Below are 12,771 nucleotides of genomic sequence, written 5' to 3'. Positions count from 1 at the left end.
TCGTCAGGGAGCCCGAACAGTCACGTGCTTGCGTGTTCTACACCGGTATCACAGGACGCGTACGTCTCGAGTCGCCGCCTGGCGTGTCGAATGTTGTCGCGCCGCACGCATCATTTCGACCGGATCGCTGGCCGAAACGACACACTCGAGTGCCGGAACCACGACGTTGATACCGTATCTTCGCTAGCATACGTCCATGGCGACCGATCAGCCCCGGACCGAGGGGGCGTCATCCGAGACGTACAACGAGTTCGAAACGCGCGTCACGCGAATCGCGAACGTATCGAACGCGGCCGGTATCCTCCAGTGGGATCAAGAAGTCGTGATGCCCGACGAGGGGACGCCCGCCCGCGCCCAGCAGCTCTCGACGCTGTCGTCGATCAGCCACGAACTGCTGACGGCCGACGAGACCGGAGCGCTACTCTCCGACCTCGAGGCAACGGAGCTCACCGACGAACAGGCGGCCGTCGTCCGAGAGGTCCGTCGACGCTACGACCGAGAGACCAGCGTTCCACAGGAACTTGTCGAGGAGATCTCCGAGACGACTGCCAACGCCCACCCCAAATGGAAACAGGCCAAGGAGAACGACGACTTCGAGGCGTTTGCGCCCACCCTCGAGAAACTGGTCGAACTCAAACGGGAGTACGCCAACCACATCGATCCCGACGCTGATCCCTACGAGGTGCTGTTTTCGGACTACGAGCCGTACATCGACCTCGAGACCGCAGAGGGGATACTCGAGCGCCTGCGCGACGAACTCGTCCCGTTGATCGACGCGGTCGGAGACAGTGACACCGACCTCGAGACCGACGCCTTCGCGGGCACGTTCGAAGACAACGATCAGGAAGCACTCGCGCGTGACGTCCTCGACTCGCTGGGGTACAACTGGAATCGCGGCCGACTAGACACCGCCCCGCATCCGTTCTCCTCAGGGACCCAGTTCGACGCCCGCGTGACGACTCGCTTCGAGGAAGACGACCTGCTCGGCTCGATCACCTCGACGATCCACGAGTTCGGCCACGCGAACTACACGCTCGGCCTGCCCGACGAGGGCTACGGCACCCCGCTGGGTGAGGCTCGAGACCTCTCGGTTCACGAATCCCAATCGCGGCTCTGGGAGAACCACATCGGTCGCTCTCGGCCGTTCTGGGAGCAGTTCCTCCCGGTCGCCCGCGAGCGGTTCCCGAGTCTCGAGGCCGTCACACCCGAAGACGCCTACGAAGCCGCGAACCAGGTCCACGACGACAACCTCATTCGCGTCGAGGCGGACGAACTCACCTACCACCTGCACATCGTGATCCGCTTCGAGATCGAGCGCGACCTGATTTCGGGCGACCTCGCGGTCGAGGACGTCCCCGAGGTCTGGAACGACAAGTACGAGGAGTACCTCGGCGTCCGGCCAGAGACCGACGCGGAGGGCTGTCTGCAGGACATCCACTGGTCTCACGGCTCCTTTGGCTACTTCCCGACGTACTCGCTCGGGTCGGTGCTCGCCGCACAGCTGTACGCGGCCGCCGAAGCCGACCTCGGTGACCTCGACAGCGACATTCGCGAGGGCAACTTCGACGAACTGAACGGCTGGCTTCGCGAACAGATCCACCAGCACGGCAAGCAGTACACGACACAAGAGCTGATCGAGCGCGCAACTGGTGAGGAACTGACCGCGGACCACTTCCTCGAGTACGTTACGGCGAAGTACGGCGCACTGTACGACCTCGAAGCGTGAAGTACCTCGGGGACAAGCCCCGAGGCTTCACCGTTTTGTCCATGTCGCCCAGAAATGGGCGGACGGACGCAGATGAGTTTAATTCCCCTCGACCTTCCCGAACTGGGTCGGTTGGAATTAACACCCAAACACCTCGCCGGTGTCCGTGAGTGTCGGTCGCTCCACCACGACCCGACAACTCCCGTCTCACCGCCAGTGGCGGGTTTTGAGAGGAGTCGCATTCCATCAGCCAAACGACCGCTTCATACTGAGGTCTTCAATATCCTTCGCGGTCGTTACCCTATGCGACAAGACGTGGTTTGTTAAATATTTTGACGGGCTTCACCCACGGGGTCAAGCCCCGAGGCACTCGCCCTGTTCAGTCTGTAGACGTCGACCAGCCCACGTCCTGACTATCGCCAGAACGCGGCGTTACCCAGACAGTACAGGAAAGCTACCCAGCCGATGAACAGGCCGGCGATGATCACCAGAAAGTCGGCTAGTTCCGTCCCAACGAGGAAGTCGTAGCCGATCCCAATTGTCAACAAAACTAACGAGATGCCGATCAGCAGGTGACACCGGCGTTCGGCCTCCGGATTCATGGGTCGATGTAGCACGATCTGACATAAATACCTATGTCAAGGATCGATGATTTCCACGGGCGATGGAGTGTTCGTGGAGACGGTTACGGCCCGTCACAGGTTCCGGAAAGCGCGATTTTTAGGGCACGATGCCCGTGGATATGGCTATGACAGACAGTCCACTCGAGGGACAGACAGCGATCGTCACGGGCGCAAGCACGGGTATCGGCGCGGCGACCTGCCGGGCGCTTGCGTCCGAGGATTCGAACGTCGTCCTCGCAGCCAGAAGCGAGGATCGACTGACTGAGTTAGCGGCCGATCTCGAGTCGACTCACGGCGTCGAGACGCTGGTCGTGCCGACGGACGTTCGCGAAGAGGCCGCCGTCGACGCCCTGATCGACACCACCGTCGAGACGTTCGGTGGCCTCGACGTGCTGGTGAACAACGCGGGGCTCTCGCGGGGCAGCGACGTCGAAGCGCTGTCGACCGACGACTACGAGACGATGCAGGAAACGAACGTCGACGGCGTTTTCTACGCGACACGGGCGGCGATCCCCCACGTCCGCGAGCGGAACGGCCATCTGCTTTTCGTCGGGAGTTTTGCGGGCCAGTACCCCCGGTCGTTCAATCCCGTCTATGCTGCCTCGAAGTGGTGGGTCCGTGGGTTCGCAAAAAGCGTCGCCGCGCAGGTCGGCGACGACGGCGTCGGCGTCTCGATTATCAACCCAGCTGAAGTCCGTTCCGAGTTCGAGACGACCGACGGGACGACCTTCGAAGAACACTTCGAGGAAGGCGAAGCCAGCGAACCCGAGGAGGTCGCCGAGGCGATCGTTTTCGCCGCCACACGCGAGGGATCGAGCGTGAGCGAGATCGACGTCAATCGGCGTGACAAGTTCGCAGACAGCTTCTGACGATCGCTGTTCTCCCGCCAATAAAACGACCGTGAAGGTGCCGGGTGTGCACTCACCCGTGGTGGGCGTCATCGCTCGTGTATGCGTCTCTCTATTCCAGGTGTTCCCGGCGTCTACTACGACACCGATTCCGGGACGACAGCGATCGGCGTGGCACTGACAGCTGCGGGCCGCAAGGCACCGAAACCGAACGGGTACGCACTCCAGGCGCTGCCGTATCTCTGGTCGTTCGACGTCGACCTTCAGGAGGTGCCGACCGATCATCCGATCCAGTATCTCCATCCCGAAGGTGCACCGAGTCTCGGCGAACTCTCGCCCGAACGCGGCCTCCGGGAGGTCGGCACCGAACTCGAGGCTGTCCTCCGGTTCGTCTGGTCGGTCAACCGAGAGGTCGAATCGGCGACGAACCAGTTGCTCGGCCGTGCCACGGAGCACGATGACGGAGTGGTGATCGAAATTCAAGACGGGAACGTCGGCGTCAGCGGGCAGGAACTCGAGACCGACGCGTTCGACATCGACGAGGAATCGACACCCGACACGTTCGGTGTCAGCGAGGAGCCACCAACCGACGAGTTCGACACTGACGATCTCGATCCGGACGAGCCCTGATAGCGTTCACTGACGGCTCTTGTTAGGATCGAAGGCGCTGGTGCTCAGCAGAACAGCGTCGCAACAAAACGACACCGACTCGAGTGTCTGTTCGTCGTTTATGCGCCCGCCGACTCGAGGGCGTCCTCGATGTCTTCGCGCTGGGTGACACCAACGAAGCGCTCGACGATGCCGTCGTCGTTTTCGATAACGAGCGTCGGCAGCGAGCGTACCTGATACTCGTTGGCAATGTCCTGTTGTTCATCGACGTTTACCTTCTCGACCTCGAATCGGCCCTCCCAGTCGTCCTCGAGCTCCTCGAGGATCGGGTCCTGGGTCTTGCAGGGGCCACACCAGTCAGCGTAGAAGTCCTTAAGTGTGACAGTCATACGGTTCAGTGCTAGTTTCCACGCAGCGCGGATAAGGGTTTCCCACCTGGGGTCGCTTGCCGCAAGCCACGAGACGCGGCGAGACAGCACGACGTACCTGGATTCCGGCGAGTCCGGCGGCGAGGTGGCTTCGAAAGGCGGTGTCGGCCGATCAGTGCGACCACAGTTTGGAACAGGGACGAAAGCTTTAGTTTGACCTGGCCGTAGTGGCGAGTATGGACAAGGGACAAAATTCCGGCGGCTTGATGTCGAGTGCCGGACTCGTCCGGTACTTCGACTCGGAGGACTCGAAAGCGATTCAGATCGACCCGAAAACAGTCATCGCGACCGGCGTCATGATCGGCGTACTCGTACAGCTGCTGACATTCGTCTCGTAGACGACGTTTTTCCGTCTCCTCGGTCAGGACTCGGCCATATCGGGACTGGTTCTGATCGACTTGAGGCAGACCACAACGGTACGCGGTGACCGTGGGGTGCGTTCGACACTGTCCGATCGCTGCCGGACGCGACTTTTTTGACCCCATCTTCCCTAGCGCTGTGCATGTCACTGACCGCTGGCGTCGTCGCCGTCCAGGGCGACGTCGAAGAGCACGCCGCCGCCATCGAACGGGCAGTGCGGGCCCACAACCGCGAGGTCACCGTCCACGAGATTCGTGATTCGGGGACCGTCCCCGACTGTGACCTCCTCGCGATGCCGGGTGGCGAGTCGACGACTATCTCCCGACTGCTCCACAGCGAGGGGATCGCCGCCGAAATTCAGGCCCACGTCGCCGCTGGGAAACCACTCCTTGCGACCTGTGCCGGCCTGATCGTCGCCTCGAGCGACGCGGCCGACGACCGGGTTGAGGAACTCGGCGTGCTCGACGTCACGGTCGAGCGAAACGCCTTCGGACGGCAGAAAGACAGCTTCGAGGCCCCACTCGACGTCGCGGGCCTCGATGAGCCGTATCCGGCGGTGTTCATCCGCGCGCCGGCCATCGACGACATGGGCGACGCGACGGTGCTCGCCTCGTGGGACGGCCGCCCGGTCGCGGTGAAACAGGGGCCGGTCGTCGGCACCGCGTTCCATCCCGAACTGACCCCCGACAGCCGAATCCACGGGCTGGCCTTCTTCGAAAACGACGACGCGACGGTGCCGGCGCTCAAGGACGCGTAGCGACGAACCGACGGAACGGCTACCGTGCAGCGGTCGGCGACTCGAACGACCGGTGCATGCATTCGCGACCGGACGTGTTTTCTCCGTGGCACGCAATGTGATGGATATGCAGGCTTCTATCGACGCGGTCCGCGTCGCAGGGACGCCACAGGGGCCGGTTCCGGTGGTCGTCTTGAGCGTCGACGGCGAAGACGACGTGGTCCCGATCTTCATCGGGTTCGAGGAGGCGACGAGCATCGCACGCGGCTTAGCGGCCGAGGATATCGGACGACCGTTGACACACGATCTGTTGCTCGACGTCATGGAGGAACTGGGAAGTCGGGTCGATCGCGTCGTCGTCAGCGAAATCAAAGAACGCGACGACGGCCAGGGAGGTACCTACATCGCGGATCTGTACCTCGAGACGCCGCGCGGCGAGACCGTCATCGATGCCCGGCCGAGCGACTCGCTTGCGCTCGCGGCTCGGACGAACGCGCCGATCGAGGTCACCGACGCCGTCTTCGAGAACGGCCGAGACGACACCGAAAAGTTCGAGCAACTCGAAGATATCCGCACCATGTCGGGTGAAATGTGAATGGAGGAGACGCTCGAAGAACTGTTCGCTGTCATCGAAGACCGAAAGGAAACGCTGCCTGAGGATTCCTATACTGCCTCGCTTTTCACCCACGAGAAAGGCGAGAACGCAGTGTTAGAGAAACTCGGCGAGGAATCGACCGAACTCATACTCGCGGCCAAAGACGACGACCACGACGAAATCGCCTACGAAGCCGCCGACATCGTCTACCACCTGCTCGTCTTGCTCTCGATGAAAGAGATGAGCCTCGAGGACCTCGAGACGGAACTCGAGGCCCGACGCTGACACGGATCGGCTGATTCTCAGTACGGATCGCGTCGGCTGTAGTCCGGACGGTCGGGGTTGAGGACACCGCCGACAGCGCCAGCGATCGCGCTCTCGAGTGCCATCACGAGCGAGATGAGGACGGCGATGAGCAGAATGCCGAATCCAGTCGCACCGGAAATGGCACCGCCGAGGGGGCCGAACGCCCAGCCCGAGAGAGCGACGAGAAGGGCAATGAGGAGCCCGCCGATGATCCCGCCGAGCGCGCCCGCGAGCAGTCCGTGCCAGAAGCCACGTCCGAGGCCGCCGCCGGCCATGTAGCCGGCGACGAAGCCGCCGAGCAGGCCCGCCGCGAGCTGGCCGACGCCCGGGATGACGAGTCCGAACAGTCCGAGTACGGTCGCCACGAGAAAGCCGATGATCACGGCACGCCAATTCGTCATAGGATGTGTAGGTGCTGGGCGGAAATAAGCCCTCGGCGCATAACGAACGACCTTTTAAGACCGCACCTCTTAGCGGAGGGTATGATTTTCGAAGACCTTCCGACGACGCCCACGTCGGAAGAGCTGATCGACAAGGCGTTTTCGCGGGCAGCGCGGGCCGGCAAGGCCAAAGGCGGCCTCGAGGCCCAGCAGTCGATGCTCCAGACCGCGGCGAACATCATCTCTGACAATCTCGAGAACGTGGTCACGGCGTGGCCGGATTTCGCGTACGAAGACGATGTCCATCCGTTCTACTACGAACTCGCGGACGCGATCGTCGACGTCGACAAGCTCCGGCAGAGCCTCTCGGAGGTGATGTGGGCCAGTCGAAAAGCCCGCGAGATCCACGAGGAGTACCAGCCAAAACTCCGCAAAACCGACGTCGATACGGCCCGAAAGCACCGAAAACAGGCCTTCGCACGGCTCGCGGACATCGTCGAACAGATCGACGACGAACTGCTCTACATCAACAAGTCCCGCAACGATCTGCGAAACCTCCCCGAGATCAATCCCGACGAGCCGACGATCGTCGTCGCCGGCTACCCCAACGTCGGCAAATCCTCGTTCGTCAACGATGTCACCAACGCCCGTGGCGAGACGGCGTCGTACCCCTTTACGACCAAGGGAATCGGCCTCGGCCACTTCGAGCGCGACCACATTCGGTACCAGATCGTCGACACGCCCGGACTGCTCGACCGACCCCCGGCGGAGCGCAACGAGATCGAATCCCAGGCCGTCAGCGCCATCGAGCACCTCGCTGACTGTATGCTCGTCATGGTCGACCCGAGCGCCGAGTGTGGCTACCCACTCGCGTCCCAACTCGAGCTTCGTGACTCGATCGCTGCCCAGTTCGAGGAAGTCCCCGTCCTCACGGTCGCGAACAAGGTCGATCGAAAAGACGTCTGGGACGAGCGTCACCTCGAGGACCTAAACGCCGACTACACCATGAGCGTCGAAACCGGCGAGGACGTCGAAACGGTGCTCGAGGCGGCCGTCGAGGCGGTCGATTACGAGCCCAAACTCCCGTTCGAGGGGTGACAGTGGCAGCGACCGACCGAGATCGCACGCGGCACTCGCATTCGGAACGACGATGAAAGGGCCTGGAATCTTCTGGATGGTACAGACCGCTGCCGGCCTCTCGATGGCTGGGCCAATGTTCGTCGTCGGTGTCGAATTTCTCCGGACCGGTCGGCCCGTTGCCGGCGTTGGCTTCCTCGCGCTCGGCGCAGTTGCGCTGTATTTCCCGACCTACCTCGTCAACCGGATCGGCGGGCCGCGAACGTGGATTCGCCGACGGCTCGGTCGCGACGACACAACGGAGGCGGAGTCGACGACGGATGCCGAGACCACGGCCGAAAACACCGGCGAACGGACGACGCTGTTCGATCGATTGCGGTGACCGCCAGCGCCGATCTGGTATGATTCAGCCAAGGGATTCGGTGAGGTCGTCGGTCAACGTTCGACGAGGCCGACGGACCTGACCTGGACCCCGACTGAATCGTCCGTGTGTTGATTGATCCGTTCGTGTAACCGGTCGGCGAGTTCCGGAGGCACCTCGCCTTCCGGTCCGCCCACCGTGACGACGACCCGTTGTGGACCGACGAACGGATAGTTGTCGTCCATCACGACTTCGAACTCGAGGAGCTGGTACTCCGAAAATTCGTCCTCTGAGAGCGTCGTTTCGACCTCACCGCGGGCGTTTTCCTCGAAGTTCGACACGGCGTACGACGAGTAGGTGATCGCGCCGAGAAACACCGCGAAGACGAGGACGATCACGGCCAGGCCGAGCACCCGGCGCCGGACGCGTTGCTGTGTCTCGCCGAGCGCAAAGAGGTTATCCGGGCGGTAGCCGACGTACCACAGCGTCAAGAGGCCGGCGAGGTTTACCGACAGAACGTTGACCAACACGAGCGCGGTCGACCCGATCGCGGCCGAGGGCTGCCCCCACGCGATCGCGATTCCGGCCGCAGCGGCGGGCGGAATCAACGCGGCTGCGATCATGACGCCGACGAGGGCGACCGACGTCCCGGTTGCAATACTGATGATCCCGGCGACACCGGCACCGAGGGCAATCACCAGCGAGAGCAAGTCCGGGGCGAGGCGTTCGGAAATCTCGCCGACGCTAGCGATGTTGAGCCCGGGCGGGACGATGTTCGTTATTCTGACGGCCCACGCGAAGACAGCCGCCGCACCGATGGCGAGGATGATGCCGATGATCTGATAGCTTACGCTGTTTCTGAACAGTTCTTCGTCGTCGATCACCGAGCCGACACTCGCGCCGAGTGCCGGCCCGATCAGTGGCGCGATTACCATTGAGCCGACGACAACGGCAGGCGAGTCGAGCAACAGCCCCGCCGTCGCGACGACGGCGCTGATGATCGTCATGATCGCATAGACGCTAAACGTCGGCGTCAGCGAGTCGGCTTCCGCCTGTAGCTCCTGTCTCGAGATCCGGTCGGTTCCGACGTCGCCGTGTTCGTATTCCTCTCGCAGTGCCTGAAACCGTCGGGAGACGACCGTTTCTGCGTCGACGACGACTGTGTAGGCGTCGTCGTCGATCCCCGTCTCCTGCAGTTCGTCGAGAACCGGTTCGACCGCAGGCGCCGGTAACGGAAAGTAAACGACGGCCGTATACTCCCGGCTGCTGTCCTCGTCGGTGACGACGTAGTCGATCTTGCGCTCGTCGAGCGTCTCAAGGATCGTCTGGCGTTTGCCCGTCGGAATCGTCAACTGTACGAGCCGCACGTGAGCCGATGAGTACCCCCGGGATCATAACTTGGGACGCTTTCGTCGGCTGATCGACGCGTTCTTGAGGCGCTCGCGGCGGCGCCGACGCGGTGCGTATAAACCCGTGACGTGCCTACGACGGCGTATGTTCGAAACCCGTCCTGACCGCGAGGCCGAAGTCGCCCTCGTCGGTCGCTCGAACGTCGGCAAATCGACGCTAATGCGCGAGTTGACCGGCCACAGCTTCGACACCGGTGGCAGTCCCGGCGTCACCCGCGAGCCGAATCACTACGACTGGGCACCCGAGGACTTCGTCATCACCGATCTGCCCGGATTCGGCTTTATGAGCGGCGTCCACGAGGACCACCGCGAACAGATCAAGACGGACATCGTCCACTATCTCGAGGAGTACGCCGACAACATCCTCGTCGCGGTTCTCGTTGTCGACGGGAAGAGCGTCATCGACATCATCGACCGCCACTCCGGTCCCGATGAGATTCCCTACGACGTTGAGATGTTTCATTTCCTGCGGGAACTCGACGTACCCACGGTGGTCGCCGTCAACAAGATGGACAAAGTCGACGACACGGACGAGCGGCTCAACGAGCTCTGTGATCGACTCGGTCTGCTCCCGCCGTGGAAACAGTGGCAGGAAACCATCGCGCCGATCACGGCCAAACGCGGCCAGATTGACTCGCTGAACGAGGCCGTCCGCGAACACCTCCACGAGCAAAACCGGGACGATCTGTTCAAGTTCTTCTGAATCGAGGCCCGATTCATACTGACGGACAAACGTCAGTAAACGCCCGATCGCGTCTCACGGCTCGTCGGCGAAGGCGACGAGCGTTTGCGTGCGATCGGTGCGTGAATCGTTTTGTCCGGCAGTATCAGACGACGCGATTGTGAAACGCCTCGCCTGCCTCGAGTCGATCGACGTTCTCGCGGACGATTCCGCCGACGTCGCGGAAGTAGTCCCGCGTGAAGGCCCCGCAGTGGGGCGTGACGATGACCTCCTCGAGATCCCACAGCGGGGACTCCTCGGGCAGCGGTTCCGTCTCGAAGACGTCGAGCGCTGCGCCCTCGATGGCGTCGGATTCGAGGGCGTCGATCAACGCCGGTTCGTCGACGACCGCGCCGCGGGCGACGTTGACGAAGTAGGCGTCCTCGCGCATCGCGTCGAACGCCGCGGCGTCGAACAGCCCCTCGGTGTCGTCGGTCAGGGGGACGGTGACGACGACGAAGTCGGCCTCGCCGATCGCGGCGTGTACGTCGTCGGTGGCATAGATCTCCTCGAAGCCGGGAACGGGGTCGGTCGAGCGACGGACGCCGGTTACTCGAACGCCGAGCGCACCGAGGGTTTCGGCGACGCCGCGACCGAGGGTGCCGGTGCCGACGACACACGCCGTCGTACCGGGGAGCGTAAACGCCTCGTCCCACTCGGGGCGGTCCCACCGGCGCTGTTGCTGGTTGGCGACGTGCTCGTGGAGCCGCCGCGAGAAGGCGAGCAGATAGCCCGCGACCGTCTCGCCGATCGTCCGGTCGTGGATCCCCGTGCTGTTAGTCAGGACGACGTCGTTGGCCTCGAGGTCGTCGAGCGGGAAGCGGTCGATCCCCGCCTGAATGGAGTGGATCCACGCACACTCGAGCAGCGCCTCGTGGTAGTCGCGGGTGACGACGGCGTCGCAGGCGTCGATCCCGTCATCGTCGACCACCTCGACGGTGACCGGCAGATCGGCGAGGAAAGCGTCGAGTTCCGACGGCGGAAACACCGCGTCGACCGAGTCGTGGATACCGAGTCGTTCGAGTTCGAACTGCATAGCCCCCGGTACGAACGAGGGGACGTTCAAGCTTTGCCCGCATCAGTTCCGCGTCGAGAACAGCAGTCGCTCGAGGGTCAGTACACGCTGTCGGGTTTCAGAAAGGCGGCTCGGGAAAAGGCCTCGTCACAAGGGGCTCGGAGGGGGTAACAGTTCGTCACGGCCGCCAGTCAGCCGTACTCGCTCGAGGGGTTTCGATCTGTCGCTTCTCGCTACCGGTCGGGCCACTCCTCGAACGCCCGTAGCTCGGCAACGACGTTGTCGATTTCGGCGGCCTCGAGGACACCACGTTCAGTCACGAACTCGTCGATGCAGTCGGCCGGCGTTACGTCGAACGTCGGGTTCAGGACGTCGAGTGGGGCGTCTCCGTCGTACACCGCCGATCGGTCGCCGGACTCGAGATTGACGGCCTCGCGTGTCGAGACCTTGTCCGTGGCGGCGACGACCGAGACGGGAATCCCTTCGCGAGCAGCGGCGAGCGTCAGCGTCCGCGTCCCGGTCTTATTTACGACGGCACCGTCGGGACGGATCGTATCCGCGCCGACCACGACCCGATCGACGGCCTCGCGAGAGAGGACGTGTGCCACGGCCGCGTCGGTGTGGACCGTCACGGGGCAGTCGAGGTCATCGGCTGCGGCCAGTTCTTCGGCGACAGCGACCCCTTCCCGCGCCGGTCGGGATTCGGCGACGAAAACACGCGACGGATTCCCCTCACGAAGTGCCTCGAGGACGGTATCCGACCGCGACAGGGTCGCGACGGAACCGTCGATGCGTTCGCTCGCGGTCGCCGCGGCATCGTCGTCTGCTGCAAGCGCCCGTTCGATACCGGCACGTGCCGCCTCGAGGACGGCCGGCGCCCCACCAGCGCCGTCAGAATCGTCGGCCGCCCCGGCCATCACTCGATTGAGGCGGTTCCGAAGGACCGCCATCGAGGGCCGGGCCTCGAGCAGTTGCCGGGCGAGGGCGGCGAGCTCGTCCCACTCGCCGTCGGGATTGGTACCGAACTCGGCTCGTTCGGCCGTCGCGATCGCCGCTCGATCGCGAAGCACCTCGAGCGCGCGAATCGACAGAGATGCCGCGCCGTGCTCGCTATCGGCCGTGATCGATCGGACCGTCGGTGCCACGCGCTCGTAAGCCGTCCACAGCTCCGGCACCGGCTCGCGGTCGTCGTCGGCCTCGAGGATTACCGTCGGCGAGAGCCACTCGAACACGTCGTGTTCTGCACTCAACTCGATGTCGCGCGTCTCGCAGTCGAACAGATACGGGTGGACGACCCACTCGCGTCCGAGGTCGGCATCTTCGAACCGAACCGGCCGGCCGCTCCGGGCGAGCGAGACGTTGTCGTCGACCTCGAGGCCGGTTTCCTCACGGATTTCGGTACGGATTTGCGCGTCGGGGTCGCCCTCCGCGAAGCCGGAGACGCCACCCCACTGCCCCGTGTAGGTGCCGACGGCGTCGCTGCGCCGGAGCAACAGTACTTCGCCACGATTGCGGAGAAATCCGGTGACGACGGGCGTCGGTTCGTCAGCAGTCTCGTCGTGCATACGCGACCCAACGGGTCCCGATGGGGAGGACGT

General features: G+C 63.4%; 16 protein-coding genes. 10 read left to right on the top strand and 6 right to left on the bottom strand.

The genetic code is table 11. The annotated features are described in order from the left end of the window. Nucleotides 1-196: 196 nt before the first annotated feature. Nucleotides 197-1,726, top strand: coding sequence for a carboxypeptidase M32 (locus GCU68_RS07835; protein WP_152940460.1), 1,530 nt, complete (start codon nucleotides 197-199; stop codon nucleotides 1,724-1,726). A 392-nt stretch (nucleotides 1,727-2,118) separates the two neighbouring features. Here the strand turns inward: GCU68_RS07835 and GCU68_RS07830 are convergent, their stop codons facing one another. Further along, the gene (locus GCU68_RS07830) at nucleotides 2,119-2,307 is read right to left on the bottom strand and encodes a hypothetical protein (RefSeq protein WP_152940458.1); all 189 of its coding nucleotides are present in this window, start codon (nucleotides 2,305-2,307) and stop codon (nucleotides 2,119-2,121) included. Nucleotides 2,308-2,453: 146 nt separating this feature from the next. Here GCU68_RS07830 and GCU68_RS07825 point away from each other — a divergent pair, with 146 nt between their 5' ends. Further along, nucleotides 2,454-3,197 (top strand): SDR family oxidoreductase, encoded by a 744-nt coding sequence (locus GCU68_RS07825; RefSeq protein ID WP_152940456.1) that lies wholly within the window; start codon nucleotides 2,454-2,456, stop codon nucleotides 3,195-3,197. 81 nt (nucleotides 3,198-3,278) lie between these two features. Continuing rightward, a complete protein-coding gene (locus GCU68_RS07820; protein ID WP_152940454.1) occupies nucleotides 3,279-3,806 on the top strand; it encodes a hypothetical protein in 528 nt (175 codons plus the stop codon). Nucleotides 3,807-3,904: 98 nt separating this feature from the next. On the opposite strand, the gene GCU68_RS07815 is transcribed toward GCU68_RS07820, so the two are convergent. Further along, complete coding sequence (locus GCU68_RS07815; protein WP_006066014.1) at nucleotides 3,905-4,174, bottom strand: thioredoxin family protein; 270 nt, start codon at nucleotides 4,172-4,174, stop codon at nucleotides 3,905-3,907. A gap of 215 nt (nucleotides 4,175-4,389) precedes the next feature. Between GCU68_RS07815 and GCU68_RS07810 the strand changes: the two genes are divergently transcribed. The 4 genes from GCU68_RS07810 to hisE all read left to right on the top strand — a co-directional run bounded on the left by GCU68_RS07810 (nucleotide 4,390) and on the right by hisE (nucleotide 6,189). Next, nucleotides 4,390-4,551, top strand: a complete 162-nt coding sequence (locus GCU68_RS07810; RefSeq protein WP_076609150.1) for a preprotein translocase subunit Sec61beta — start codon at nucleotides 4,390-4,392, stop codon at nucleotides 4,549-4,551. A 164-nt stretch (nucleotides 4,552-4,715) separates the two neighbouring features. Then, nucleotides 4,716-5,330 (top strand): pyridoxal 5'-phosphate synthase glutaminase subunit PdxT, encoded by a 615-nt coding sequence (pdxT, locus tag GCU68_RS07805; RefSeq protein ID WP_152940452.1) that lies wholly within the window; start codon nucleotides 4,716-4,718, stop codon nucleotides 5,328-5,330. A gap of 106 nt (nucleotides 5,331-5,436) precedes the next feature. Next, nucleotides 5,437-5,904 (top strand): bifunctional nuclease family protein, encoded by a 468-nt coding sequence (locus tag GCU68_RS07800; RefSeq protein WP_152940450.1) that lies wholly within the window; start codon nucleotides 5,437-5,439, stop codon nucleotides 5,902-5,904. Next, nucleotides 5,905-6,189 (top strand): phosphoribosyl-ATP diphosphatase, encoded by a 285-nt coding sequence (gene hisE, locus GCU68_RS07795; protein ID WP_152940448.1) that lies wholly within the window; start codon nucleotides 5,905-5,907, stop codon nucleotides 6,187-6,189. A 17-nt stretch (nucleotides 6,190-6,206) separates the two neighbouring features. Here hisE and GCU68_RS07790 read toward each other — a convergent pair whose 3' ends face one another. Then, entirely contained in the window at nucleotides 6,207-6,611 is a 405-nt protein-coding gene (locus GCU68_RS07790; RefSeq protein WP_152940446.1) for a DUF5518 domain-containing protein, read from the bottom strand. An 81-nt stretch (nucleotides 6,612-6,692) separates the two neighbouring features. Here GCU68_RS07790 and GCU68_RS07785 point away from each other — a divergent pair, with 81 nt between their 5' ends. Together GCU68_RS07785 and GCU68_RS07780 are read left to right on the top strand one after the other, a co-directional pair. Next, nucleotides 6,693-7,688: an NOG1 family protein gene (locus GCU68_RS07785; RefSeq protein ID WP_152940442.1), complete on the top strand. Its 996-nt coding sequence runs from the start codon at nucleotides 6,693-6,695 to the stop codon at nucleotides 7,686-7,688. A gap of 52 nt (nucleotides 7,689-7,740) precedes the next feature. Next, the gene (locus GCU68_RS07780) at nucleotides 7,741-8,049 is read left to right on the top strand and encodes a DUF7533 family protein (RefSeq protein ID WP_152940440.1); all 309 of its coding nucleotides are present in this window, start codon (nucleotides 7,741-7,743) and stop codon (nucleotides 8,047-8,049) included. Between the two features lie 53 nt (nucleotides 8,050-8,102). Here the strand turns inward: GCU68_RS07780 and GCU68_RS07775 are convergent, their stop codons facing one another. Continuing rightward, the gene (locus GCU68_RS07775; RefSeq protein WP_152940438.1) at nucleotides 8,103-9,395 is read right to left on the bottom strand and encodes a TIGR00341 family protein; all 1,293 of its coding nucleotides are present in this window, start codon (nucleotides 9,393-9,395) and stop codon (nucleotides 8,103-8,105) included. 127 nt (nucleotides 9,396-9,522) lie between these two features. On the opposite strand from GCU68_RS07775, the gene engB reads away from it, so the two are divergent. Continuing rightward, on the top strand, nucleotides 9,523-10,140 hold the full coding sequence (gene engB / locus GCU68_RS07770) for a GTP-binding protein EngB (protein WP_152940436.1): 618 nt from the start codon (nucleotides 9,523-9,525) through the stop codon (nucleotides 10,138-10,140). Between the two features lie 124 nt (nucleotides 10,141-10,264). Here the strand turns inward: engB and ddh are convergent, their stop codons facing one another. Both ddh and GCU68_RS07760 read right to left on the bottom strand, forming a co-directional pair. Next, a complete protein-coding gene (gene ddh / locus GCU68_RS07765; protein WP_152940434.1) occupies nucleotides 10,265-11,194 on the bottom strand; it encodes a D-2-hydroxyacid dehydrogenase in 930 nt (309 codons plus the stop codon). Between the two features lie 212 nt (nucleotides 11,195-11,406). Next, nucleotides 11,407-12,738, bottom strand: coding sequence for an NUDIX domain-containing protein (locus tag GCU68_RS07760; RefSeq protein WP_152940432.1), 1,332 nt, complete (start codon nucleotides 12,736-12,738; stop codon nucleotides 11,407-11,409). Nucleotides 12,739-12,771: the final 33 nt, after the last annotated feature.

The sequence above is a fragment of the Natronorubrum aibiense genome, from assembly GCF_009392895.1.
Taxonomy (GTDB): Archaea; Halobacteriota; Halobacteria; order Halobacteriales; family Natrialbaceae; genus Natronorubrum; species Natronorubrum aibiense.
The sequence above is the reverse complement of the archived record's forward strand: the minus strand, read 5'-3'. Positions and strand labels throughout refer to the sequence as shown.

Bases quoted from the DNA above. Each gene is read 5' to 3' on its own strand.
- GCU68_RS07835 (WP_152940460.1), top strand. From the start codon at position 197: ATGGCGACCGATCAGCCCCGGACCGAGGGGGCGTCATCCGAGACGTAC.
- GCU68_RS07830 (WP_152940458.1), bottom strand. From the start codon at position 2,307: ATGAATCCGGAGGCCGAACGCCGGTGTCACCTGCTGATCGGCATCTCG.
- GCU68_RS07825 (WP_152940456.1), top strand. From the start codon at position 2,454: ATGACAGACAGTCCACTCGAGGGACAGACAGCGATCGTCACGGGCGCA.
- GCU68_RS07820 (WP_152940454.1), top strand. From the start codon at position 3,279: ATGCGTCTCTCTATTCCAGGTGTTCCCGGCGTCTACTACGACACCGAT.
- GCU68_RS07815 (WP_006066014.1), bottom strand. From the start codon at position 4,174: ATGACTGTCACACTTAAGGACTTCTACGCTGACTGGTGTGGCCCCTGC.
- GCU68_RS07810 (WP_076609150.1), top strand. From the start codon at position 4,390: ATGGACAAGGGACAAAATTCCGGCGGCTTGATGTCGAGTGCCGGACTC.
- pdxT (WP_152940452.1), top strand. From the start codon at position 4,716: ATGTCACTGACCGCTGGCGTCGTCGCCGTCCAGGGCGACGTCGAAGAG.
- GCU68_RS07800 (WP_152940450.1), top strand. From the start codon at position 5,437: ATGCAGGCTTCTATCGACGCGGTCCGCGTCGCAGGGACGCCACAGGGG.
- hisE (WP_152940448.1), top strand. From the start codon at position 5,905: ATGGAGGAGACGCTCGAAGAACTGTTCGCTGTCATCGAAGACCGAAAG.
- GCU68_RS07790 (WP_152940446.1), bottom strand. From the start codon at position 6,611: ATGACGAATTGGCGTGCCGTGATCATCGGCTTTCTCGTGGCGACCGTA.
- GCU68_RS07785 (WP_152940442.1), top strand. From the start codon at position 6,693: ATGATTTTCGAAGACCTTCCGACGACGCCCACGTCGGAAGAGCTGATC.
- GCU68_RS07780 (WP_152940440.1), top strand. From the start codon at position 7,741: ATGAAAGGGCCTGGAATCTTCTGGATGGTACAGACCGCTGCCGGCCTC.
- engB (WP_152940436.1), top strand. From the start codon at position 9,523: ATGTTCGAAACCCGTCCTGACCGCGAGGCCGAAGTCGCCCTCGTCGGT.
- ddh (WP_152940434.1), bottom strand. From the start codon at position 11,194: ATGCAGTTCGAACTCGAACGACTCGGTATCCACGACTCGGTCGACGCG.
- GCU68_RS07760 (WP_152940432.1), bottom strand. From the start codon at position 12,738: ATGCACGACGAGACTGCTGACGAACCGACGCCCGTCGTCACCGGATTT.